Source organism: Actinoallomurus sp. CA-142502, assembly GCF_050936355.1.
GTDB classification, from domain to species: Bacteria; Actinomycetota; Actinomycetes; order Streptosporangiales; family Streptosporangiaceae; genus Actinoallomurus; species Actinoallomurus iriomotensis.
This window is the reverse complement of the sequence record NZ_JBNJMY010000001.1, coordinates 3744306-3768085: the sequence shown is the minus strand read 5'-3', so window position 1 is coordinate 3768085 and position 23780 is coordinate 3744306. Positions and strand designations below refer to the sequence as shown.

Below are 23780 nucleotides of genomic sequence, written 5' to 3'. Positions count from 1 at the left end.
GCGCGGCTACAGAGACGCGGTCAGGACGGTGCGGGCCTCGGCGAGTGACGGCCCGTACCACTCCAGGTGGCGCCCGCTCACCAGCGCCACCCGTACGCCGGGGAACTCCTCCGGGCCGTCGCCGGGGCCGAAGGCGTACGGCTCGTCCGGCAGGACAACCACGTCCGGGCGGCGGTCCAGGATCCGCTCCACCGTGACCCTCGGGTACCGCTCGGCGTCGCCGGCGTAGAGGTTGGCGACGCCCAGCCGTGCCAGCACGTCGCCCGCGAACGTCTCGCGGCCCAGCACCATCCACGGTCTCCGCCAGATCGGGACCACCGCCGTACGGGTGGGCGCGGGCGGTTCGTCCAGCACGTCCGCCCAGGCCGTACGGGCGGCGCCCAGCCACGGCGGTTCCTCCAGGCCGCAGGCGCCGAGCATCGTCGCCAGCTCCGACAGGGCCTCGGGCAGGTCGCGGATGACGGTCTCCCACACCGGGACCCCGGCCGCGCGCAGCCGGTCGAGGTCGGCCGCGCGGTTCTCCTCGAAGTTGGCCACGACGAGGTCCGGTTCGAGGGCGATGATCCGGTCGACGTCGGGGTTCTTGGTGCCCCGCACGCGGACGACGTCCAGGTCCGGCGGGTGGGTGCACCAGTCGGTGGCACCCACCAGCAGGTCCGGCGCGGTCGCGGCGATCGCCTCGGTCAGCGACGGTACGAGCGACACGACGCGCCGCACCCGCACCGGAGGCCGTCTCACCGGCCCGCGCCCTCCAGCGCCGTCCAGAACTCCTCGGCGGTCAGCTCACCCGGACCGTGCCCCTCACGCGCCGAGCGGTTGGCGAGCCGTCGCAACAGCTCGTTGACCGGCGTCGGGATGCCGTGCTCGCGGCCGAGCAGGACGATCTCGCCGTTGAGGTAGTCGACCTCGATCGTGCCGGTGCCGCGCTGGAGGCTCTGGTACGTCGAGCCGCCGGAGCGGCGACGGCCCCGTACCGGCCGGGACTGGGAGATGAGGGGCTGGACGTCCGGCGGGTCGACGCCCGCCGCGCGCAGGCAGGCGGTGCCCTCCTCGCGGGCCCGGCGGACGATCTCCTTGCCCTGGTCGCCGGGGCCGAGCAGCGCCTCGACCGCGTTGCCGAGGTTGTTCAGCAGCTTGCCGTACTTGTAGCCCATGATGTCCGGTCGCGCCCGCGACTCGAAGGTCGCGCCGGCGAACGCCTCCGCGAGCGAGCGCGCCGTCTCGTCGTCGCCGCGCGGGTAGCGCCCGACGTCGAGGGCGCCGCTGACGGGGGCCATGTACGCCTCGATCACCCCCGGCTCCAAGAACGCCGCCGGCAGCACCACGCACATGCCGTAGACGTCCGGGAACAGCCGGAGGGCGAGGCGCTCGTTCTCCACGCCGTTCTGGGCGCACGCCACGACGATCTCGGGTGGGGCGGCGGCGTACAGCTCCGCGAGGGCGGGCAGGGTGTCCTGGGTCTTCATGGCGAGCAGCACCACGTCGCCCGGCGCGAACTTCACGTCGGCCGGGCGGGAGGCGACCGGGATCTCCAGCGTGACGCTCTCGTCCGGCGTGTCGAGCCGCAGGCCGTGGTCGCGGATCGCCTCGTAGTGGGCGCCGCGGGCGATCAGCGTGACGTCGTGTCCCTGCCGGAACAGCTGGGCGCCGATCGTTCCCCCGATGGCGCCCGCGCCGTAGACGACGAACCTCATAGGCCGGTCACCCGTACGCCCGCGTGCGTCTTGTAACGGCGGTTCACCGAGATGAGGTTGGCGGTCAGCGCCTCGACCTGGTGGGCGTTGCGCAGCCGGCCCCCGTACACGCCGCGCACCCCGGGGATCCGGCCGGCGAGCGCCTGCACGGTGCCGGTGGCCTCGCGGTCATCGCCGAGCACGAGGACGTCGAGGTCCACCTCGTCGACCTCCGGGTCGAGCAGTACGACCGCCGAGACGTGGTGGAACGCGGCGACGACGGTGCTGCCGGTGAGCACGGCCGCGGCCTGCTGGGCGGCGCTGCCCTCCTCGACGGGCAGCGCGTACGCGCCCTGCTTGTCGAACCCGAGCGGGTTGACGCAGTCCACGACGATCTTGCCGTCGAGGTCGTCGCGCAGCGACTCCAGCAGCGCCCGGTGCCCGTCCCACGGCACGGCGACGATCACGACGTCGGCCTCGCGCGCGGCGACGGCGTTCTCCTCGCCCCGGGCCTGCAGCCCGTCGCCGAGACTCTCGGCCGCCTGCCGGGCACGCTCGGCGCTGCGCGAGCCGATGATCACGGAGTGGCCCGCGAGCGCGAAACGGCGGGCCAGCCCCTTGCCCTGGTCTCCGGTACCGCCGAGGATCCCGACGGACAGCCCGCTGACGTCCGGTGATTCAGCCTGCGAAATGGTCATGGGGCCGATCCTGCCACGGAGCGGTGAGGCGACGAGCGAGCGGAGTGGCCGGTGAGGCACGAGCCGGCCGCGGAGCGAGCGAGGAGCCGAGCGCGCTCAGCGAGCGCGCCCGTCATCCGGCCGGCGACCGGGGTGCGGCGGCCATGGCGGCGCCGACGATGCCGGCGTCGTTGTGCAACTCGGCCGCCACCACCTCGGCCCGTACGTCCTTCAGGTGCGGGAGGAAGTGTTCGGCACGCTTGCTCACGCCGCCCCCGATGATGATCAGCGAGGGCCAGAGCAGGTCCTCGACCCGCCGCAGGTACTCCTCCAGCTTCCCGGCCCACTTGTGCCAGCTCCAGTCGTGCACCTCCCGGGCGTGCGCGGAGGCGCGGCGCTCGGCGTCCTTGCCGCGGATCTCGATGTGCCCCAGCTCGGTGTTGGGCACCAGCGTGCCGTCGTTGAACAGCGCGGTCCCGACGCCCGTGCCGAGGGTCACCAGCAGCACCGTGCCCGACCGTCCGCGCCCGGCGCCGTGCGCCATCTCCGCCACGCCCGCCGCGTCGGCGTCGTTCAGCAGCGTGACCGGCGTGCCGCACTCGTCGGCGAGCAGGTCGCGCGCCGCGAGGCCCTCCCATTCGTCGGTCAGGTTCACCGCGGTGCGGGTGACGCCGTCGGTGACCACGCCCGGGAAGGTGACCCCGACCGGACCGGTCCAGTCGAAGTGCCGGACGATCTGCGCGACCGCCGAGACGACCGGACGGGACGCGGCGGGCGCCGGCGTCTCCACGCGCATGCGGTCACGGGTGAACCGGCCCGTGACCACGTCGACGGGCGCGCCCTTGATGCCGCTGCCGCCGATGTCGATGCCGAGAATCTCCATGACACATGCGTACACCACGCCGTCTCGCCCGATGCGCCCGGCTCGGGACACGTGACCTTCCCACCTCGCCGCCGATGAGGGTGAGACTCCGGGGTCCGTACGGCACGATGGGAACCATGGACGCGAGTCAGGTCAGGGCTCTGCGAGAGCTGCTGGCGACCACCGGCTGGCCGGAGCGCACCCAGGACTTCGCCCGGTCTCTGCGCGCTTCCGCCCGGGTGCCGGGCGGCCTGCTGCTGTTCGGCCCGCGCGACGACGAGCCGTGGCACCTCGCCGCACACCTGGACGACGAGAGCCGCCTGTGCGGGCTGCCGGAGATCAGCCCCACACTCGTCCGCTGGGACCCGCCGCCCGGCGCGCCGGCCCATCTGAGGATCGGGCTCGACCGGCTGGAGGCCGCACGCCGCGGCGAGACGCTCCTCGTCGTGTCGGAGGAGACCGCCCCGGAGGGCGTGCTCGAACGCGTCGACGACGCCCGCCGGATCGGCGCGACGGTCTTCGCACTGGAGGGGGGCGACGAGGAGCTGCGCGGGCTCGCGCACGAGTCACTGTCCGTGCCGCCGAGCGAGTCCGCGATCTCCTTCGACGCCGCCCAGCACCTGGTGAGCGCCGCGACGGGCGAACCGCGCGTCAAACGCGGCCTGCGCGACCGCCTGGCCGGCCTCCTCGACACGATCACCGGCCCGCCGGCCGGCTGACCGTCTCCGGCCCGACGGCCCCCTCTCGCGCTCGCGTCAGTTGTCGTCTTGGGCCTCCCACTGTTCGTTGCGCTCGCGGGCGTGCTGGAGCGCGTTCGCGGCCTGGGCCTCCGTGGCGTACGGGCCCATCCGGTCGCGGTCGGGGCACCCGGGGCCGTGCTCGACCCGCATGTGCTTGAGACAGAAGAACCACTCGCCGTCGTCGCTCATCATCGCCTCCTGATCGACTTGTCATCCTTCCCCTCACGGGCAACTACACTCCAACACCATGACGACGCAACTCCGTCCCGGCCGCGTCTCGCCGATGCGCACGGTGCCCGCAGAGATTTCCCGCCCGGAGTACGTCGGCAAGAAGTTCCCCCGCACCGGCGAGCCCGACGTCAAGACGCCGGAGATCATCGAGCGGATGCGGGTGGCCGGCCGGATCGCGGCGCAGGCGATGGCCGAGGTCGCCAAGCACATCGAGCCCGGCGTCACCACCGACGAGCTCGACCGCATCGGGCACGAGTTCATGCTCGACCACGGCGCCTACCCCTCGACGCTCGGCTACCGCGGGTTCCCTAAGTCGCTGTGCACCTCGCTGAACGAGGTGATCTGCCACGGCATCCCGGACGACACGGTCGTGCGCGACGGCGACATCATCAACATCGACATCACCGCGTTCAAGGACGGCGTGCACGGCGACACCGACGCGACGTACCTCGTCGGCGACGTCGACGAGGAGTCCCGGCTGCTCGTCGAGCGCACCCAGGAGGCCCTGGCCCGCGCCATCAAGGCGGTGCGCCCCGGCCGGCGGCTCAACGTCATCGGCCGGGTGATCGAGTCCTACGCCAAGCGGTTCGGGTACGGCGTGGTCCGCGACTTCACCGGCCACGGCATCGGCACGACGTTCCACTCCGGGCTGATCGTGCCGCACTACGACGACCCGAACGCCTCGACCGTCATCGAGACGGGCATGACGTTCACCATCGAGCCGATGCTGACCCTCGGCACGATCGAGTACGAGATCTGGCCCGACAAGTGGACGGTCGTGACGAAGGACCGCAAGCGCACCGCCCAGTTCGAGCACACGCTCCTCGTCACCGACGACGGCGCGGAGATCCTCACCCTCCCCTGAGATAACGCCGCACGGCGGGGTACGCAACGCCGTATGGCGGAACTACGGACCTACCGCAGCAAACGCGACGCGCGCCGTACGCCGGAGCCGGTCCCGGCGGAGGGTCCGCTGCCCGAGGGCAACGACGACACGTTCGTCATCCAGGAGCACCACGCGCGGCGGCTGCACTGGGACTTCCGGCTCGAACGCGACGGCGTGCTGGTCTCGTGGGCGCTGCCCAAGGGTGTGCCGGACGACCCGAAGGTCAACCACCTCGCCGTGCACACCGAGGACCACCCGCTGGAGTACGCCTCGTTCGCCGGGGAGATCCCGCAGGGCGAGTACGGCGGCGGCCAGGTGATGATCTGGGACCGCGGCACGTATGAGACCGAGAAGTGGACCGAGCGCGAGGTCAAGATCGTGCTGCACGGCGGCCGGGTCTCGGGCCGGTACGTCCTGTTCCCCACGAACGGCAAGAACTGGATGATCCACCGGATGGATCCGCCGGTCTCCCCCGACGCCGACCCGATGCCCGAGGACGTACGCCCGATCGTGCCCGAGAAGCGCGCGCGGCTGCCGCAGCGGCATGACGAGTACGGATACGAGTTCGCCTGGGGCGGGCGGCGGCTGATCGCGTACGGCGAGCGAGGGCCGGCGCGTGTCGTCGCCGCGGACGGCAGGCCCGCGAAGGCGCCGCGCGGGCTCGGCGAGGCGCTCGGGATCCACCGTGCGGTCCTCGACGGAGAGCTGACCGACACCGGCGGCGACACGTACATGATCTACGACCTGCTCTACCTGGACGGGCGGTCGCTGCTGGACGAGCCGTACGAGCGGCGCCGTGAGCTGCTCGGCGACCTGGAGCTGTCCGGGCCGCACTGGCAGACCGCACCCTGGTTCGACGACGGCGAGGCGGTACGCGAGGCTGCGCGCGAACAACACCTTCCGGGCGTCGTCGCCAAGCGCCTCGACGCGCCGTACCGTCCGGGTAAGGCCGACTGGCGCCTGATCCCGGTCTGAGCTGCGCGGTTCGACCGTGTTGCTGGGTTAATCTGACGAATTCCGCTGACACACGGTGAACGTGCGCATCTGCTCCGGCGCGTCGTCCAGCATCGAAGGCCCTCGGCCCGTTACAGTCCGCGCGTGGTTAATACGTGGGCAAAGCGAGTGATGTACGCATGATGGGGCATACTCACGCCCTGGCGGGGGCTGTCGCGTGGCTGGGAGTGGTGCCCTTCCTCGCGGACTATGGAATGAAGATGACGCCCGGTGAGATCGTCGCCGGCTCCGTCGTCTGTGCGGGGGCGGCACTGCTGCCCGACATCGACCACCACAGCGGTTCGATCGCACAGGCGCTCGGGCCGGTCACGAAGGTCCTGTGCAAGGGCGTCGCGTGGATCTCCGGCGGGCACCGGCACGCGACGCACTCACTGTTCTTCATCGTGCTGATGACGTTCGGCACCGACCTGCTCGCCCAGTACTTCCGGCCCGGCTGGTGGGTCGAGCTCTTCCTGCTCATCTGTCTGGGGCTGCGAGGGGTCGGAATCCACGTCCCCGAGCGCGAGCACTTCAACGTGATCATCAACGGCGCCCTGGCACTCGGCCTGACCTATCTCATGATCGGCATGCACTTCGCCGGGCCGGGGATCGACCTGTTCATGGGCCACTACTACCTGGGCTGGGCCGGCCTGTCGGTGGGGCTCGGCTGCTTCATGCACATCTTCACCGACTGCCTGACCCCGGAGGGCTGCCCGGTGTTCTGGCCGTGGCAGAAGCGGTTCGAGATCCCGATCGTGCCGCGCACCAACGGCGTCGTGGAGAAGTGGGTGGTCACCCCGATCCTCACCCTGGGCGTGGTCGTCCTGGCGATCCGTACGTCGGCCGGCGGCTTCGCCGTCAACTGGCTCCAGCACAACCGCGGCTGAGCGCCAAACCGGCCCATCTCCCCTCTCCGGCAAAGGATGGGCCGGTCCGGCGTGCCGTACCGCTTGCCGTCCGTGACTGCGGGGAACAGCAGTCTGCATGAAGCGACACACGCGGTCCGCCTCGGCGGTGGTCGTCGGGCTGGCGCTGATCGCGGGCTGCGGCACCGAGGTGCGGCGGGACACCCGGCCCGGCGCGGTGGGCGCGGGAACGCCCGTCTCCGGCGACGTGCTCGAGCAGCAGTTCGAGCAGGTCGTCAAGAGGGTGCTGCCCTCCGTCGTGCAGATCAACACCGACTCGGGTCTCGGGTCGGGCATCGTCTATGACGACAAGGGCGACATCGTCACCAACGATCACGTCGTGGCGGGCGCGCAGCGCCTGCAGGTGACCTCGCCCAGCTCCAAGACGCCGCTGCCCGCGACGCTCGTCGGGGAGTTCGCCGCGAACGACCTCGCCGTCGTCCGGGTGAGGAACGCTCCGCTCACCCGGGCGACGTTCGGCGACTCCGGGCGGCTGGCCGTGGGCCAGATCGTGCTGGCGATGGGCAACCCGCTGGGCCTGTCCGGGAGCGTCACCAACGGCATCGTCTCCGCCCTGGGGCGTACGGTCAGCTCCCAGCGCGAGGGGTCCTTCCCCGGCGCGACGATCGCCGGCGCCGTGCAGACGAGCGCGCCGATCAACCCGGGCAACAGCGGCGGGGCGCTGGTGACCCTGAGCAACCAGGTGGTCGGCATCCCGACGCTGACCGTCACGGACCCGCAGATCGGCGGCGCGGCGGCGGGCATCGGGTTCGCCATCCCGAGCAACACGGTCAAGCTGATCGCCGACCAGCTCATCGCGTCGGGGCGCGTGAAGGAGTCCGGACGCGCCGCGATCGGCGCCAAGGTGCGCACGGTGGTCGACCTGCGGGGCGACGTCGAGGGCGTCGGCGTCGTCTCCGTGACACCGGGCGGCCCCGCGGCGAATGCCGGAATCGTCGCGGACGACGTCATCCTGTCGGTCAACGGCGTCCGCACCCAGACGACGACGGCCCTGTCCGAGGCGCTCGCCACCCTCAAGCCCGGCCAGAAGGTGAAGGCACAGATCATGCGCCCCGACGGCGCGCGTCAGACGGTGACCATCACACTCGGGCAGCTCCCGGGCTGAGCGCCCCGTCTCAAAAGTCGCCTTCTGAGCCTTGGGTCATGTGCGCAGGTCGCCGGTCATTTCGCTGACCGGTTCGGGGTCGAGGCCGAGGCCGGCCGCCCAGGCGAGGACGTCGGTGAGGGTGGGCGGGGTCGATCCGGTCTAGCGGAGGTGGGCCCACTGCCGGCGGGTGAGCGCCAGGTAACGAAGGCCGGGCAGGCTGGACAGGACGCCAGGTCGGTCAGGTCGCGGGCGTCGGCGCGGGACAGGTCGAGGCCGTGCAGGTTGGGGATGGTGCGCAGCGGCGTCAGGTCTACCTGGCCGATACTGCCCAGGTCCAGTGAGGCGAGGGCGGGGTGGCCGGCGAGCGGGGTGATGTTCGCGCCGTCCACGGTGAGCCGCGGGTCTTCGACGGGCAGTTCGCCGATGGGGGTCAGGTCGGCGGTCGTGCCGCGGTTCATGCGCAGGCGCAGCAGGTGGGTGCCGCGGTCAGTGGGGTCAGGTCGACCAGGTCTGCGGGGTCGTTGACGTGGACCTCCTGGAGTCCGGGCGGGACCGGGTTCGGGATGGCGCCGGTCACCGTGCTCGGGACCTCGTCCTCGTAGACGTCCGCCCACAGATCGAGGCCGCCGGGCCGGCGCGTGTCAGGGGTGTAGGCGCCCTGTTCCAACCGGTCCAGGTAGCCGCCCAGCAGCGACGTCACCGAGTCGGCCACGTAGATCGGATGGTCGGGCGGATCGGGGCCGTACTTGATGACCTGGCCGGGGCGGCCGTCACGGGCCGGGGCCAGGTCGACCGCCAGGGCGTCGCCGTCCTTCGCCATGGCGAAGGTCACCCAGCCGGGGTGGGCTGCGCAGCGCCGGACCGTGTGCGGCGGATCGGCGTGCAGGAAGACCTCGTCCCAGTCCGCGTCCGGGTCCGCACAGCCCGGGACCGTCTGCTCGAGATGTTCCCTGATCAGGCTCCGGGCTCAGCCAGCAGGCGTTCGCGAACAGGCTTCGGTCGGGGCCTCGCGGGTCCTCCCCGTCGGCGACCAGGTACATGGCCTTCAGAGCGGCGGGCAGGGGAAAACCCGGGCGATGTTCGGCCTCCTCGATCGCGGCGGGAGAAGCCGCCGGCGACCGTTGCTCGGGCCGCCCCAGGATCGCCGACCGCCGCGCGAGGTGGTCACGCAGCCGCCGCACCGCCGGCTCCGGATCGCCCGCCGGGAGCGGTGCCCGCCTCCTGCCGGAGACCCGACGGGACGAACCGGTGGCCGGGAACCAGCACCACCTCGAACCCGCCCCTCGGAAGGGGGAACGCTGAACATACGGGCCGCGCGCATCGGGTCGACTGTCTGTGACCTCTACGGGCCGATGCCGATCGAGCACAGGTCGAAAACGCTGCCCGCCATGCCGGGCGCCTCTCACGCCTCTGTGCTGAGGGAAACGCCGCAATGCCGACCTCCCGAGGGTGTCAACCTGGGGAGGTCGGCATTGGCGTTCTTGCCTCGCCGTGCAGTGCCCAGCACCGCTTTCACCGCGGCGACCAGTGGCTCTGCTCGGTCCTACTCGGTCCTACTCGGTCCGCAGCGCGGTGGCGGTCCGCGACCGGGCCGCCCAGCCGGCCGGCAGCAGTGCCCCGAGCAGGGCGATCACGATCCCGCCGGCCAGCAGGGGGATGAGCAGCCCGGCGGTGTAGACGTGGGACACGCTCGGCGGCAGGTGCCGGCCGATCGCGTTCCCCATCGGGGTCAGCGTCGCCTTCTCCACCGCGACCCCGAGCGGGACCCCGATCAGCCCGGCGATCAGGCCGGTGAGTGTCACCGAGGCCAGAACCATCGCAATGGTCTGCTTGGGTGTCATCCCGAGGGCCTTGAAGATCCCCAGATCATGAACCCGCTCCCGGGTGTCCTGCACCACCATGCTCAGCACCCCGAGCGCGGCGACCGCCATCATCATCAGCGTGAGCGTGGCCACCAGGGCGCCCATGGTGATCACTATGATGTTCTTGCCCCCGCCCGAGTTCGCCTGGACCGAGGCGTTCAGCGGGGTCAGCGCGGCGGCGGCCGAGGTGGACCAGTCCGATCCGCTGACGTTCGAGGCCAGCTCGACGTTGAACTGGTCGATGCGCGGGGTCAGACCGGCGGCGGTGAAGGTGGCCGCATCCGTCATGACCGTGTAGTCGCCCTGGTTGGTGTCGAAGTTGATGCCGACGACCTTCAGCGACCGTTGCTTGTTCTGCTGCACCACGGTGACGTCGTCACCGACGTGGATCCCCACCGCCGAGGCCAGCTTGTCGCCGACCACGGCCTCGCCGGGCGCCGAGTACCAGCGGCCGGACAGCAGCTCCAGGTGCGTCCAGGAGAAGTCGCCGGTGACCGTGAACACCCGCGTCGGTTCGCCGCCGGGCGGAGCGCCGACCATGGTCGCGCCGCTTTCGCCCCAGCCGAACGCGGCCTTCGTGCCCGGGATCCCGGCGAGCGCGGCGGCCACCTTGCCGGCGTCCAGGTGCGGGGTGCGCGGGTCGTTGGGGCCGTAGAGACCCCAGGGCACGCCCACGTCGGCGGTGGGTTCCACGAACTCCGACGCGACGTTGAAGCCTGAGGTACTGGTGTCCAGGTACTTGTTGAACCCGGACTCCAGCCCCACCGCGAACGTGGCACTCACCACGCCGAACAGCACCGCCGCACCGACCAGTACGGCCCGGGCCGGCCGGGCGAACGGCTGGGCCAGCCCCAGCGACACGGCCCGGGGCAGCGGCAGCCGCGAGGCCAGACGCTGCGCCGCCTGACCGCCCCCGGCCTTGGGGGCGCGGCCGACCACCAGAGCCCGCACCGTCGGCATCCGGCCGGCCCGCAGCGCCGGGATCACAGCCGTGACGCCGACGATCAGCAGGGTGCCCAGCGGCACCACGGCGCTGACCCACAACGGAATCGCGGCACTGGCCGCGCCGAGCTGCTTGGTGGCCCCGCCCAGGATCGGCACGGCCAGGAGGTTGCCGAAAACCGTGCCGAGCACCAGGCCGAATGTCGCCGGGATCATGGCCTGCGCGGTGTAGGCGCGGGCCACCTGCGAAGGGGTGAAGCCCAACGACTTCAGAATCCCGATGCGCCGGATTCCCGAGGCCACAGCCCCGCTGACCACGATCGAGATGATCAGCACCGACATGAACAGCCCGAGGAACCCGAAGCCGATCAGGAACGGCACGTAGGCCTTGGCGTTGCCGGTCGCCTGCCGCTCCGCGGTCAGGTACGACTGTCCGCCCTCGACCGCGCCGGCCGGCGCGGCGGCGGCCACCGCCTGCTTGTCGGTGGCGATGTCGGCGGCGGTCCCGGCCTTGGCGAACCGGTAGAGCATCTGCTCGTCGGACTTGGCACCGGCAGCGGTGAGCCGCGCGAAACCGTCGGCGGTGGCGAAGGCGGTCGCGCTGTTGGTCACCGAGTCGGCGAAGCCGACGACCTTGAACGACGGCTTGCCCGGCAAGGAGGAGAACACCACCGAACTGCCGAAGCAGTCGGCGGCATAGTGCTGCCGCGGCAGGGCGATCTCGCCCGGGCTCGTCGGCCAGCGCCCCTGGGTCAGCGCCAGCTGGTCCATCCCGGAGGTGCTGCCCAGGCCGGGCCGGGTGGTGACGGTGATCGGACCGTTGTCGTGACCGGCCCAATCCTTCTTGGGGCAGTCCGTGCCGACGGTCGTGTCCAGGGCGGCGGCGATCGGGTACGGCCCGGCCGCCTCGGTGACGCCGGCGGCGTGCGCGGTGGCGACGGCCTGCGCGGCCGTGACCTTCGAGCCGTCGAACTGGACCGCCAGGTGCGCCCCGTTCCGAGCACTGAAGGCGTGGTCGAACGGGGCCTGCACGACGGCCAGCAGGCCGAGGGAGAGTACCGAGGAGGTGACGGCGGCGAACGTCGTCAGGGCCATGACGAGGGACTGGACCCGACGCCGGCCCACGCCGGAGCGTACGACCTTGCCCAAGGCGCTCACCGGCTCACCGCCGGCAGCAGGCGGGCCATGGCCAGGAAACCGACCTCGAAGAGGCGCCGGGGCATCGGCGGCTTGCGCAGTGTCATCCGACCGCTCCCGTCGGACGGGCCAGCGGCGTACGGGCGGCCAGGCCGGCACCGCTGCCGTCGTTGACGACGTCCCGCTCGACCGCGCCGTCCACCAACTCGATCGTGCGGTGCGCGGTGCTCGCGGCCAGCCGCACGTCGTGGGTCACCAACAAGATGGTCTGGCCCTCGCTGTTCAGGTCCAGCAGCAGCCGGCGCACGTCCTCGGCCGAGCTCGAGTCCAGCGCGCCGGTGGGCTCGTCGGCCAGCAGCAGCGCCGGCTTGTTCATCAGGGCCCTGGCCACCGCCACCCGCTGCCGTTGCCCGCCGGACAGCCGCTGCGGGTAGGCCTTGGCATGCCGGTCCATGCCCAGCGAGCCGAGCAGCTCGACGGCCCGCCGCTTCGCTTCGCCCTTGCCCATCCCGGCCAGCTGCGCCGGAACCATGACGTTGTCCAACACGGTCAGGTCGTCGAGCAGATTGAAGAACTGGAAGATCATGCCGATCGAGGCCCGGCGGTACTTCGCCGAACCGGCCTCACCGAGCCGGTCGACGCGGGTGCCGTCGACGGTGACGCTGCCGCTGGAGGGCCTGTCCAGGCCGGCGATCAGATTCAGCAGCGTGGACTTCCCGCTGCCGGAATGGCCGAGGATCGCCACGCACTCACCGGACGCCACGGACAAGGTCACGCCGGCCAGCGCGGGCGGGCCGTCGTCGTATTTCTTCGTCGTATCGCCAAGATCGATCAGCGGTGCATTCGTCATGTCCACGAACCTAGGAACAGAACGCCATCCGTCGCGTCGGCCGGTGGATGTCACCGTTCCCCAGGTCATCGGCTCGGCGGTGTACGGCGCGTACATCCCCGGGGCGACGCGCGGAGCCGACGTCGCTGAATACGATCTCCGTATGGAAGAGCTTCTCCGGCGTCTCTCGACATCGAAGCGCGTGACCTGGCTGATGTCACAGGCCGCGGTGCTGGCCACCACCTCCTTCTACGCGCTGATGCTCGCCTGGACGATGCCGGCCTCTCGGAGCGGGCTCTTCTTCGTGCTCGCCCTTCCGGTCCTGCTCGTGCGCCGTCTGCCGGCGGTGGTCTTCGCGGCGGTCCTGGGCGAAGCAGTCCTCGGCGACATCTTCGGCGCGCGGCCCTCGATCGTGTTCGTCATGCTCGTCGCCTTGGGCGGGTACCTCGCTGTCCGGCGGCCGAAGGCTGCCGCCGTCGGCTTCGTCGCGGCCGTCGCGGCCGCGTTCGTCAACGTCACCCACATCCCCGGGGAGACCGTCAGCGACGCGGCCCAGTTTGCCGGGGGGCTCGCGTTGTGGTTCGCGCTCGCGTGGGTCGTCGGGGGGGTGTATCGCAAACGCCGTGAATACCTCGAAGCCCTGCACGAGCAGAGGGCGGCCCGCGCCGTCCTGACCGAGCGGCTGCGGATCGCCCGCGAACTGCACGACAGCGTCGCGCACAGCATCGGGATCATCACGGTGCTGTCGGGAGCGGCGGCACGGGTCGTGGAGACCAAGCCCGAGCAGACGCGGCAGGCGCTGACCGGCATCGAGACCACCAGCCGGGAGACGCTGCTCGAGCTGCAGCGCATGCTCGGGGCGCTCCGCCGCGCCGAGCCGGACGACGCCATGCCGCAGGCCGCTCCGCTGGCGCCGGTCGGCAGCCTGGCCGACGTCCCGCAGCTCGCCGAACGCACGGCCGACGCCGGGGTGCGGGTCCACGTGACCTGGCGGGGCGAGCAGCGTCCACTGCCGCCGGAGATCGAACTGTCGGCGTTCCGGATCATCCAGGAGTCGGTGACGAACGTGGTGCGGCATTCCAGGGCGCGGACGTGCCGGGTCGCGGTCGGTTACGAGCCGAAAGGAGTGACGATCGAGGTGGTGGACGACGGGGACGACGGTCTCGGCGGGCCGGGCCGTCCGAGGCTCACCGCGGCCGGCGGGAGCGGCTTCGGCCTGCTCGGCATGCGCGAGCGAGTGACGTTGCTGTCCGGCCAGTTCAGCGCCGGCCAGCGTCCGGAGGGCGGATTCCGGGTGACGGCGAGCCTCCCGGCATGAGCGTACGGGTGCTGCTGGCCGACGACCAACCCCTGCTGCTGGTCGGGCTCGCGATCCTGATCGGCGACACCGACGACCTGGAGGTGGTCGGCCAGGCCCACGACGGCCGCGAGGCGGTGCGCCTGGTGCGTGAACTGCGGCCGGACGTCGTGGTGATGGACATCCGCATGCCGGGCATGGACGGGATCGAGGCGACCCGGCAGGCGACCGCCGAGCCGGACCCGCCCAAGGTCTTGGTGCTGACGACCTTCGACCACGACGAGTACGTCTACGGCGCACTGCGCGCCGGGGCCAGCGGATTCCTGCTCAAGAGCATGGCCCTGGACGCGATCCTGGAAGCGATCCGCGTGGTGGCCGCGGGCGACGCGCTGATCGCGCCGAGCGTGACCCGACGGCTGATCGCGGACTTCGCCGGAACGACCGGCCCCGCGGCCCCCGCACCGGACCCCGGGCCCGCCGCGGACTCGAGTCCCATCGCGGGGATCACCGACCGGGAGCGCGAGGTGCTGGCACTGGTCGGACAGGGACTGTCGAACACTGAGATAGCCGAGCGGCTGGTGATCAGCGCGGCGACCGCGAAGACCCATGTCGCGCGTCTGTTCGCCAAGCTCAAGGCTCGGGACCGCGTCCACCTGGCGATCATCGCCTTCGAAACCGGACTCGTGCCGCGTAGACGGTAGGGGCAGGCGAAGCCGAACCGGCTGGCAGACCGGGCCTGGCTGCGGAAACTCGCTGACGGCCGATTCACGATCGCCTTCGAACACCGTCAACTACGTCGCCGACCTGCTGCGCGTCCGCCTGAAGGCAATCGGCTCCCGGTGGCGGTCCCGCTCGGCCGGACAGATCGCGGTGCTGGTGCTCGCGGTGCTGCGCCATATTCATTCGACGGTCGGTGCGGCCGCGCTCGCTCATCCGGAGGACCGCAGGTTGTTCAGCGGCGCTGGATGACGAGCCTGTTGTGCCGGAAGTCGAGGATCACGTTGCCGAACCGGCACAGCTCGTCCGAGCCCAGCAGGCCGGCCACGCCGATGCCGAGGTCGACGACCGACAGCGACGTGCTGTGCATGGGCAGCCCGCCGAGTGTCCAGTGGTGCACCCGGACGACCGGCACCATGCCACTGCCCGTCACCCCCTGCACGGGATGCTGCTGCCCGGTGCGCGGCAGGCCCAGCCGGCGCACCAGGCTGCGGTCCACCGACGAGTTGGAGGAGCCGGTGTCCAGCACGAACTCGTACGGTCCGTGGCCGTTGACCTTCATCGGCACGTAGACGAGCGTGCCTCCGTTCCCGCGGACCACCCGCATCGGCAGCGTGACCTCGTCCGGACGCATCGTCGGCGGGGGCGTCGGCGACGGCGGCGCGACCATCGTCCGGCCGACCGGGCGCGGGGTCTGGACCGCGCCGACGCGAGAGTGGGCGCAGCCGATGGCGATCTGCAACGCGGCCGTCAGCAGCAGACCGGTGATCACAGTGCGGGACACACGACGGACGTTCCCGCACGAGGCTTTCCTTACCCGTAATCAGCGGCGCTGGTCACGTTACCGAAAGGGACGTTTTCGCTGTTCACGAGGGTTTCGTGCGCGCACGGACCCGTTCGATCACGGGTGCGAACGCGTCCATGAACGGGCCGTGGACGGTGTAGTAGGTGAACCCGAAGCGCTCGCGGTTCCGCAGCATCTGCTCGGCCATCTCCTCGACCGTGCCGATGAGCAGGAAGGGGGTGTCGAGGATCTCCTCGGCGGTCATCGTGTGGCCGTACCGCTCCAGCAGGCCCGCGGCGGCGGCCTCGCGGTCGTCGGTCTCCATGACCATCTGGACCAGCGCGTGCCACTCGATCTGCCCGGCGCGGTCGCCCGCCCGCTCACGGGCGTACCGGACGCGCTCGGCGGCCTCTTCGGCGGTGCCGAGCCGGAAGGTGCCCGGTGGCCGTCCCTTGATCTGGTACAGCCCGGCGATCGCGATGACGTCGGCGTGGTCGGCGGCGATCCGCAGGATCCGATCGCCCGTGCCGCCGACGATCAGCGGCGGTCCGTACCCGCCGAAGCCCTGCCGCTGGACGGGTCCGAACCTCGGCAGGCCCAGCGCCTCCCGCGTCGCCGCCTGCTGCGGGTACCCGTCCGAGGCGAACAGCCGCCCCAGTTCCTGGATCGTCGACTCCAGCCGGTCCGCGCGCGGGCCGAAGGACTCCCACGGGATGCCGGCCTCGTCGAACTCCCACTTCATGTGCCCGGAGCCGAGGCCGAGCTCCAGGCGCCCGCCGGTGAGCACGTCGGTCGTGGCCACCTCGCGGGCCAGCAGGGCGGGATTCCAGAACGCGGCGTTCAGCACGAGCGTGCCGACCTTCAGCCGTTCGGTGGCCGCCGCCGCGGCGACCAGGGCCGGGAACGGGGCGGCGAAGCCCAGGTGGTCGGCGGCGAAGACCGTGTCGTACCCGTACGCCTCGCCGCGCCGGCAGATCTCGATGAACCGTTCGCGTGAGCCGATGTCGAGGACGTTGAACGAGAACCGGAAGTCAGCCATGCCCATCACGCTGTCGCACCCCGTGGCCCGGCGCCATGGCCGTACGCCGGGGGCGGAATCGCCCGGAGCGGAACCGCGCTATTCCTGGGGCGGAGAGGAGGAGGCCGACGGGGGCCGCTTGTCGAGCGAGGCGAGGTAGGCGTTGTACTCCGCCAGTTCGTCGTCGGTCTTCCCCGCCGTCCGGTCGGCCTGCCGTTCGAGGCGCCGTGCCAGGCGCTGGTCGTCGGCGTACCACTGCAGCACCATCGCGATCAGCACGATGAACGTCGGGATCTCGCCGAACGCCCAGGCGATCGAGCCGCCGGTGTGCTGGTCGGCCAGCACCGAGGTGCCCCACGGGCGGTGCAGGGAGGTGTACCACCCGGCCGCGAGCGGCTTGCCGAGGTTCATCAGCGCGATGCCGAAGAACGCGTGGAACGGCATCGTCACGAACAGCAGCAGCATCTTGGCCACGTACGGCAGCTTGCGGGGTGTCGGGTCGACGCCGATCAGCACCCAGAAGAACAGGCTGCCGGAGGCGAGGAAGTGCACGAGCATCGCCAGGTGCCCGACGTGGGCGCGCATGAGGTAGCCGAACAGCGGCGTGAAGTACACCGCGTACGTGCTGCCGACGAAGATGACGGTGGCCGTGGCGGGATGGCCGATGAACCGCAGGGCCCGGCTGTGCAGGATGACCGTCAGCCATTCACGCGGCCCGCGGTCGCCGCGGATCGCGGCGGGCTTCAGCGCCCGCAGCGCGAGCGTCACCGGGGCGCCGAGCACGAGCAGGATCGGGCTCAGCATCGACAGGACCATGTGCTGGATCATGTGCGTGCTGAACAGCACCGGGGAGTACGTCGCGATCCCGGTCATCGTGACCGCGACGATCGTGAGCAGGCCGACGCCCCAGGCGATCGTCCGGCCGGGCGGCCAGGCGTCGCCGCGTGCGCGGAGCCGCGCGACGCCCGCGGCGTACAGGCCGCCGAGCACGACGACGAGCACGGCGAAGAACAGGTCCGGCCGCCACATCGTCGCCAGCCGGGCGACCGTGATCGGCGGCGGCATCGGGAACCCGATCATGCTGGTGACCGCGTCCTCGTCGAGGTTCACGGCGGGCGGGGCGGTGCGGGCGAGCGCGACGGCGACGCCGAGGGTCGCGGCCATGAGCAGGACCTCGGCCCCGGCGAGGCGGACGAACGCCCACGGCGGGCGGGTCACGGCCGGGCGGGCGTAGCCCTTGGGGTTGTGCGCCATGAGGGCCGGCAGGGTGCGCTCGCGGTGGAGGTAACCGAAGATCCCGAGAACGATGAACAGGGCCAGCTTGACCAGGACCAGCCGCCCGTAGTCGGTGGTGTAGAGCAGCGACGGGTCGGGCAGCCGGGAGAGGACGTTGGCGACTCCGCTGACGCCCACCGCGACGTAGCACCACAGGGCCATCCGGCTGAACCGCCCCGCGGCGACGCCGAGGTGGTCGCCGTCGTGCGTGGCGTGCCAGACGAGCGCGAGCAGTCCGCCCACCCAGGGCGACAGCGCCACGATGTGCATCGCCAGGCCGCTGATGGCCAGCTCGTGGTTGGGCGAGGACGAGGAGTGCCCGGTGAGCGGGGGCGGCAGCAGCGCGACGAGCGCCACGACCAGCAGGCCCGCCGCGCTGCCCGGTGTGACGGCGGTGCGGGCCAGCAGCGCGATGAGCGCGGCGAGCAGCACCACGAACATCAGTGCCGTGCCCTGCGGGATCTGGCCGACGTAGCTGGACAGCTCGCTGCCGCCGACGATCTTGCCGGCGGGCAGGCCGAGGATGTCGGAGACCGTGAAGATCAGCGTGGCGGCGGCGCCCGCCGCCCAGACGGCCGCGATCCACGAGGCGCCCCGCAGGTAGCGGACGGCCTGCGGGTCGAGCACGCCGCGCGTGGACGGGAGCAGGACCGCGGCGCCGAGCAGCACGCCGACGGTCAGCGTGCCGCCGGCCTCCATGACGAAGCGGGAGAGGGGCAGCCCCCAGCGCGTCAGCGTGCCGGCGTCGCTCAGCCCGGGGATCACCTGCTCGCGCAGCGCGCCGCCGAGGAGCCCCGCGGCGACCATGGCGCCGACGCCCGCGAGAGCGGCCACCAGCGCGGTGATCACGCCCTGCCTACGCACGGGCCCCGGCCTCCGGAGCGCGAAGGGCTGCTGGCGTGCGGCGCGGACGGCGCTCGGGCCGGTCAAGGTTTGTCATGGAGGCGAGGTCGATCTCTCAGAGGTGGACGGGCACCGGGGACCTTCCCACCTTATTCACCACCGGGCAACGGGCCGCGCCGAGTGGCCTTTTCGGCATGCCCACTTTACGCGTCAGGTCACTCTCACCGCTTCCCTTACAGGCCCGCGCAGGTCAGGGCGTTCCGGTACGCCTCGGTGCGGCGTTCTTCGTCGCCGGTCTGCGACAGCAGCTCGGCGAGGTTGAACCAGCCCTCGGCCGCCTCGCGGGAGGGCTCCATCCGCCGCAGGCACGCCATGGCCCGGTCGAGTATCTCGACCGCGGAGTCCGCGCGGCCCAGGCGGATGCGGGCCTCCGCCAGCACGACGAGCGCGCCGGCGGTGGCCGGGCGCGGCTCGTCGCCGAGCAGGTCGAGCGCCTCGGCGGCCCGGTCGGCCGCCTTGCGCGGCTGGCCGAGGGCGAGCTCGGCCCGGGCCAGCTCGGTCAGACACCGGGCGATGTCGATGCCGCCGGCCGCCGTGGCGGCCATCTCCCGCGTCGCCCGCTGCAGCTCGTCGCGGGCGCGTTCGGCGGCGTCCGGCCGGGCCAGGAGCATCAGCGTGCCGTACTCGCCGCGCAGGCGGCTGAGGTTGCGCAGGTCGGCGGCCTCGCCGAGCAGCGCCAGGGCGCGCTCCCCGTACGTCACGGCCTTCTCGAAGTCGGCCTGGTAGCGGGCGACGATGGCCGCCTCCCAGTAGGCGGCCATGCGGGCGGCCGGGCTGCCGATCGCGTCCGCCTGCTCGATCAGGCGCTCGGCGAGCTGGCCGCCGCTGACCAGGTCACCGCGTTCGAGGTAGGCGCCGACCAGTGTCGCGCCGAGCTTGACCGTCTCGTCGCTCCACGGACCGGGCCGGCCGGTGACGCGGGTGAAGGCGCCCTCGGCCACGGCGACGCTGCGCGCGGCGTCGCCCTTCTCCCGGTGGCAGCGCGACATCGCGATGTTGAGCCGGATCCATTCTTCGGTGTCGTAGTCCGGTGACAGCACCGCGGCCAGGGCCGCGAACTCCCCGATCGCCTCGTCGAGCCCGCCCGTCGCCTCCAGCGCGAGCGCGTGCGCCCAGCGGGCCCGCCGGGCGTACTCCGGCAGCGAGGAAAGGTCGGGGTCGGCCAGCAGCTCGCCGAGCCGGTCACGGGCCTCCGCGGCCTCGCCGTTCTGCAGGGCGATCTCGGCGTACTCGAGGGTCACGCGCATCCGGTCCTGGACGTCCTCGTCGATGCCGCTGGACAGGTAGGAGGGCGAACAGCCGAGCTTGCGGGCCAGCAGCCGCACGACGTCGGGCGTCGGTACGCGCTTACCGCTCTCGATCAGGGAAACGTAACTATCGGACAGCTCCGGGAGGGCCAACTGCGCCTGTGACAGACCCTGACGAATCCGCGTCATCCGGATTCTTTGCCCGAGTGTTACTTGACTGTCCACATTTACCTGCTTTTACTCGAACGCTTAATGGAGGCCGTTCGCATGAACCGACTCAAGAGAGCCGTGACCATGCTCGTGGTGGTGACCGGTATTTCGCTCGGCGCCGGGAGCACGCCCGCGACCGCCGCCGTCACCAGCGACGGTCACTCCGGTCCACCAGGAGTGTTCCACTGCTGCTGACGTCCTTCTCTTCAAAAGGATAGTTTTCTCCGGCTTCTACCAGAAGCATCTGGCGAAAGATGGCGGAGGCGCGTCCGCGGGGTCCAGCCGGCATCGGCCCCCGCGGACCGACCCATATGCGGCATATCGGGAGATCTCGCCAAAGACCAGTGGCGGTTTCGTGAGATCGTCCCTGTCTCTTTCTCCTCCGCGCCTGCTCTACTGCGGTGAGGGGTAGGGACAGGAGGTGGGCGTCGTGACGCAGCAGGACGGTCCGTACGCGAGAGAGGGCGCGCCGGTCACCGGGCGGTCGTTCGCGGGCGGCGTCGGCGACAGCGCGGTCCGGCCGGACGGGGTGCTGAAGGTGCGGGGCGCCTTCGCCTACTCCTCCGACCTGTGGATGGACGGCATGCTGTGGGGCGCCACGCTGCGCAGCCCGTACCCCAGCGCCGTGATCCGCGGTATCGACCTCACCGAGGCGGTCCGGCTCCCCGGCGTGCACGCGGTGCTCACGCACGAGGACGTCCCCGGCGCCAAGCACTACGGCCTGGAGCTGCGGGACCAGCCCGTGCTCGCCATCGACCGGGTCCGCTACCAGGGCGAGGCCGTGGCGATCGTGGCCGCCGACCACCCCGAGACCGCCCGCCGGGCCTGCGACCTGATCAGGGTGGACTACGAGGTACGCGAGCCGGTGACCGACGCGCGGGCCGCCGCGCTCGACCCGGCCTGCCCGAAGGTGCACGAGCGCGGCAACATCGTGCGGCACCAGCCGGTGCGGACCGGCGAGGTGTTCACCGCCGACGTGGTCGTCACCGGCGAGTACGAGGTCGGCATGCAGGATCAGGCGTTCCTCGGCCCGGAGTCGGGGCTCGCCGTGCCGGCCGAGGACGGCGGCGTGGACCTGTTCATCGCCACCCAGTGGCTGCACGTCGACCAGGAGCAGATCGCGCCGGTCCTGGGCCTGCCCCCGGAGAAGGTGCGGCTCACCCTGTCCGGCGTGGGCGGCGCGTTCGGCGCGCGCGAGGACCTGTCCATGCAGGTCCACGCCTGCCTGCTCGCCCTGCGCACGGCCCGCCCAGTCAAGATCGTTTACGGCCGCGAAGAGTCCTTCTCCGGCCACGTCCACCGCCACCCGGCGACCCTCCGCTACGAGCACGGCGCCGACCGGGACGGCCGGCTGGTCTACGTCAAGGCCGAGATCGTCCTGGACGGCGGGGCGTACTGCTCCTCCACGCCGGCGGTGGTCGGCAACGCCGCCTCGCTCGGCGCGGGCCCGTACGACGTGCCCAACGTCATGATCGACGCCTACGGCGTGTACACCAACAACCCGCCGTGCGGGGCGATGCGCGGCTTCGGCGCCGTGCAGGCCTGCTTCGCCTACGAGTCCCAGATGGACCGCCTCGCCGAGGCGTGCGGGCTGGACCCGGTCGAGATCCGGGTGCGCAACTCGCTGTCGGAGGGCTCACGCCTGCCGACCGGGCAGGTCGTCGACATGCCCGCGCCGCTCACCGACATGCTGCGTCGCGTCCGCGACCTCCCGCCTCCTCCGCCGTCCGACACCGGTGACCTGCGGAACCTCCCCGGCGGCGTGTCCAACACGACGCACGGCGAGGGCGTCGTCCGCGGCGTCGGGTACGGCATCGGCATCAAGAACATCTGCTACTCCGAAGGGTTCGACGACCTGTCCACCGCCCGGGTGCGGCTGGAGGTGTCCGGCGGCGAACCGGTCGTGCTGGTGCACACCGCCGCCGCCGAGGTCGGGCAGGGCCTGGTCACCCTCCAGGCGCAGATCGCCCGTACCGAGCTGGGCGTCGACCAGGTGACCGTCGCGCCCGCGGACACGACCGTCGGCTCCGCGGGCTCCTCCAGCGCGTCGCGCCAGTCGTACATGACCGGCGGCGCCGTGCGCGCCGCCTGCGAGGCCGTACGGGAGCGGGTGCTCCGTCTCGCCGGCATGCCCGGCGGCACGCTCCGCGGCGGGCACGTCGTCGCCGGCGACGTCGCGGTCCCGCTGACCGAGGTGCTCGGCGGCCGGGCCGTCGAGGAGACGCGGGAGTTCCACCACCGGCCGACGGCGCCGCTGGACCCGCGCACCGGTCAGGGCGACTCCCACACGCAGTTCGCCTTCTGCGTGCACCGGGCCGTGGTCGACGTGGACGTCGAGCTGGGCCTGGTCAAGGTGGTCGAGCTGGCCGCCGTGCAGGACGTCGGCAAGATCCTCAATCCGATCGCGCTGGAGGGCCAGATCCACGGCGGCACGGCCCAGGGGCTCGGCCTCGCGCTGATGGAGGAGGTCCAGGTGCGGGACGGGCGCATCCGCAACCCCTCCTTCACCGACTACCTCATCCCCACGATCCTCGACATGCCGCCGATGCGCCTGCGGATCCTCGAACACCCCGATCCGCACGCGCCGTACGGGCTGCGCGGCGCCGGCGAGCCGCCGACGCTGTCCTCGACGCCGGCGATCGTGGCCGCCGTCCGCGACGCGTGCGGCGCGCCGCTCACGCGGGTGCCGGTGCGCCCGGAACACATCGTGGGGGCGTACGTCCGCGGAATCCCGGTCTGAGACCTTCGTGGCCTTCCATGCGCCGGGTGGCCGATCCTCTAATCTGCTCCGCATCGCCCCCGATCGGAGGTTTCGCAGTGCTCGTACACCCCTGGGACTCGGCCGAGGACGACGAATGGCGCGCCTGGCTCGCCGGGCGTGACTTCGGCCAGCTGATCGCCGGCGGCCGCGACCGCGACCTGCCGGTCGTGGTCCCCACCCACTTCGTCTTCGACGGCGAGCGGACCGTGTGGCTGCACCTCGCGCGGCCCAACCCGGTGTGGGAACCGCTCGGCGAGCGTCCGCGCGCCCTGCTCACCGTGATCGACGACTACACCTACATCCGCTCGGACTGGAACACCGCGCCCGGCGACGCGATCGAGCGCGGAGTGCCGACGTCGTACTACGCGACCGTGCAGCTGGCCTGCGACGTCCGCGTCGTGGACGACCCCGCGGAGAAGGCCGCGATCCTCGACCGGCAGCTCGCCCACTTCGAGCCGGGTTCCGGCCGGCTCCCGGTCGCGGCCGAGGAGGACCCGGACCGGCGGCTGATGCCCGGCATCCGCGGGCTCGAGCTGACCGTGACCGGCGTGCGGGCCAAGTTCAAGTACGGCGGGAACAAGGAGGCCGAGCACGTGCGGGAGATCGCCGACCGGCTCGAGGAACGCGGCACCCGGGCCGACATCGCGGCCCGCGACCACGCGCTGCGGCGCCGTTAAGTACCGCCCGGAAGGCACATATAGATAACGTTAAGAACAGGTGTGC

23 protein-coding genes are annotated in these 23780 nt (G+C 71.7%); 10 read left to right on the top strand and 13 right to left on the bottom strand.

What is annotated here, in order from left to right; all coding sequences use genetic code 11:
• Positions 1-6 precede the first annotated feature (6 nt).
• From ACQEV1_RS18310 to ppgK, 4 genes are all read right to left on the bottom strand, one after another.
• Complete coding sequence (locus tag ACQEV1_RS18310; RefSeq protein ID WP_285617145.1) at positions 7-738, bottom strand: helical backbone metal receptor; 732 nt, start codon at positions 736-738, stop codon at positions 7-9.
• Positions 735-1694, bottom strand: coding sequence for a ketopantoate reductase family protein (locus tag ACQEV1_RS18305; protein WP_285617147.1), 960 nt, complete (start codon positions 1692-1694; stop codon positions 735-737). Before ACQEV1_RS18305 ends, ACQEV1_RS18310 begins: the two co-directional genes overlap by 4 nt.
• Positions 1691-2371 (bottom strand): NADPH-dependent F420 reductase, encoded by a 681-nt coding sequence (gene npdG / locus ACQEV1_RS18300; RefSeq protein ID WP_433394822.1) that lies wholly within the window; start codon positions 2369-2371, stop codon positions 1691-1693. The genes ACQEV1_RS18305 and npdG overlap by 4 nt, the downstream gene beginning before the upstream one ends.
• Positions 2372-2483: 112 nt before the next feature.
• Positions 2484-3233 carry a polyphosphate--glucose phosphotransferase gene (gene ppgK, locus ACQEV1_RS18295; RefSeq protein ID WP_285617150.1) on the bottom strand — a complete coding sequence of 250 codons (750 nt, stop codon included), beginning with the start codon at positions 3231-3233 and terminating at the stop codon, positions 2484-2486.
• A gap of 116 nt (positions 3234-3349) precedes the next feature.
• Between ppgK and ACQEV1_RS18290 the strand changes: the two genes are divergently transcribed.
• Positions 3350-3931 (top strand): hypothetical protein, encoded by a 582-nt coding sequence (locus ACQEV1_RS18290; RefSeq protein WP_285617152.1) that lies wholly within the window; start codon positions 3350-3352, stop codon positions 3929-3931.
• A gap of 36 nt (positions 3932-3967) precedes the next feature.
• Here the strand turns inward: ACQEV1_RS18290 and ACQEV1_RS18285 are convergent, their stop codons facing one another.
• A complete protein-coding gene (locus tag ACQEV1_RS18285) occupies positions 3968-4141 on the bottom strand; it encodes a hypothetical protein (protein ID WP_285566978.1) in 174 nt (57 codons plus the stop codon).
• A gap of 58 nt (positions 4142-4199) precedes the next feature.
• Here ACQEV1_RS18285 and map point away from each other — a divergent pair, with 58 nt between their 5' ends.
• The 4 genes from map to ACQEV1_RS18265 all read left to right on the top strand — a co-directional run bounded on the left by map (position 4200) and on the right by ACQEV1_RS18265 (position 8093).
• Positions 4200-5048 carry a type I methionyl aminopeptidase gene (gene map, locus ACQEV1_RS18280; RefSeq protein ID WP_285617154.1) on the top strand — a complete coding sequence of 283 codons (849 nt, stop codon included), beginning with the start codon at positions 4200-4202 and terminating at the stop codon, positions 5046-5048.
• Positions 5049-5081: 33 nt separating this feature from the next.
• A complete protein-coding gene (locus ACQEV1_RS18275; RefSeq protein ID WP_285566982.1) occupies positions 5082-6044 on the top strand; it encodes a DNA polymerase ligase N-terminal domain-containing protein in 963 nt (320 codons plus the stop codon).
• Between the two features lie 158 nt (positions 6045-6202).
• Positions 6203-6949 carry a metal-dependent hydrolase gene (locus ACQEV1_RS18270; protein WP_433394821.1) on the top strand — a complete coding sequence of 249 codons (747 nt, stop codon included), beginning with the start codon at positions 6203-6205 and terminating at the stop codon, positions 6947-6949.
• A 97-nt stretch (positions 6950-7046) separates the two neighbouring features.
• Entirely contained in the window at positions 7047-8093 is a 1047-nt protein-coding gene (locus tag ACQEV1_RS18265) for a S1C family serine protease (protein WP_433394820.1), read from the top strand.
• Between the two features lie 56 nt (positions 8094-8149).
• Here the strand turns inward: ACQEV1_RS18265 and ACQEV1_RS18260 are convergent, their stop codons facing one another.
• From ACQEV1_RS18260 to ACQEV1_RS18245, 4 genes are all read right to left on the bottom strand, one after another.
• Positions 8150-8533: a hypothetical protein gene (locus tag ACQEV1_RS18260; protein WP_433394819.1), complete on the bottom strand. Its 384-nt coding sequence runs from the start codon at positions 8531-8533 to the stop codon at positions 8150-8152.
• Positions 8530-8907 carry a hypothetical protein gene (locus ACQEV1_RS18255; RefSeq protein ID WP_433394818.1) on the bottom strand — a complete coding sequence of 126 codons (378 nt, stop codon included), beginning with the start codon at positions 8905-8907 and terminating at the stop codon, positions 8530-8532. The genes ACQEV1_RS18260 and ACQEV1_RS18255 overlap by 4 nt, the downstream gene beginning before the upstream one ends.
• Before the next feature lie 721 nt (positions 8908-9628).
• The gene (locus ACQEV1_RS18250) at positions 9629-12037 is read right to left on the bottom strand and encodes an ABC transporter permease (protein ID WP_433394817.1); all 2409 of its coding nucleotides are present in this window, start codon (positions 12035-12037) and stop codon (positions 9629-9631) included.
• Between the two features lie 82 nt (positions 12038-12119).
• Positions 12120-12935 (bottom strand): ABC transporter ATP-binding protein, encoded by an 816-nt coding sequence (locus ACQEV1_RS18245; protein WP_433394816.1) that lies wholly within the window; start codon positions 12933-12935, stop codon positions 12120-12122.
• Positions 12936-13008: 73 nt separating this feature from the next.
• Between ACQEV1_RS18245 and ACQEV1_RS18240 the strand changes: the two genes are divergently transcribed.
• Complete coding sequence (locus ACQEV1_RS18240) at positions 13009-14163, top strand: sensor histidine kinase (RefSeq protein WP_433394815.1); 1155 nt, start codon at positions 13009-13011, stop codon at positions 14161-14163.
• Positions 14160-14843: a response regulator gene (locus ACQEV1_RS18235; RefSeq protein WP_285617162.1), complete on the top strand. Its 684-nt coding sequence runs from the start codon at positions 14160-14162 to the stop codon at positions 14841-14843. Before ACQEV1_RS18240 ends, ACQEV1_RS18235 begins: the two co-directional genes overlap by 4 nt.
• Positions 14844-15094: 251 nt before the next feature.
• On the opposite strand, the gene ACQEV1_RS18230 is transcribed toward ACQEV1_RS18235, so the two are convergent.
• The 4 genes from ACQEV1_RS18230 to ACQEV1_RS18215 all read right to left on the bottom strand — a co-directional run bounded on the left by ACQEV1_RS18230 (position 15095) and on the right by ACQEV1_RS18215 (position 20311).
• Positions 15095-15643: a retropepsin-like aspartic protease gene (locus ACQEV1_RS18230; RefSeq protein WP_433394814.1), complete on the bottom strand. Its 549-nt coding sequence runs from the start codon at positions 15641-15643 to the stop codon at positions 15095-15097.
• An 82-nt stretch (positions 15644-15725) separates the two neighbouring features.
• Positions 15726-16682: a TIGR03621 family F420-dependent LLM class oxidoreductase gene (locus tag ACQEV1_RS18225; RefSeq protein WP_285617166.1), complete on the bottom strand. Its 957-nt coding sequence runs from the start codon at positions 16680-16682 to the stop codon at positions 15726-15728.
• A gap of 78 nt (positions 16683-16760) precedes the next feature.
• On the bottom strand, positions 16761-18800 hold the full coding sequence (locus ACQEV1_RS18220) for a cytochrome c oxidase assembly protein (protein WP_433394813.1): 2040 nt from the start codon (positions 18798-18800) through the stop codon (positions 16761-16763).
• A gap of 212 nt (positions 18801-19012) precedes the next feature.
• A complete protein-coding gene (locus ACQEV1_RS18215; RefSeq protein ID WP_285617169.1) occupies positions 19013-20311 on the bottom strand; it encodes a helix-turn-helix domain-containing protein in 1299 nt (432 codons plus the stop codon).
• A gap of 42 nt (positions 20312-20353) precedes the next feature.
• Here ACQEV1_RS18215 and ACQEV1_RS18210 point away from each other — a divergent pair, with 42 nt between their 5' ends.
• From ACQEV1_RS18210 to ACQEV1_RS18200, 3 genes are all read left to right on the top strand, one after another.
• The gene (locus tag ACQEV1_RS18210) at positions 20354-20491 is read left to right on the top strand and encodes a hypothetical protein (protein ID WP_285617171.1); all 138 of its coding nucleotides are present in this window, start codon (positions 20354-20356) and stop codon (positions 20489-20491) included.
• 235 nt (positions 20492-20726) lie between these two features.
• Positions 20727-23036, top strand: a complete 2310-nt coding sequence (gene pucD / locus ACQEV1_RS18205; protein ID WP_433394812.1) for a xanthine dehydrogenase subunit D — start codon at positions 20727-20729, stop codon at positions 23034-23036.
• Positions 23037-23113: 77 nt separating this feature from the next.
• The gene (locus ACQEV1_RS18200; RefSeq protein ID WP_285617173.1) at positions 23114-23734 is read left to right on the top strand and encodes an FMN-binding negative transcriptional regulator; all 621 of its coding nucleotides are present in this window, start codon (positions 23114-23116) and stop codon (positions 23732-23734) included.
• Positions 23735-23780: the final 46 nt, after the last annotated feature.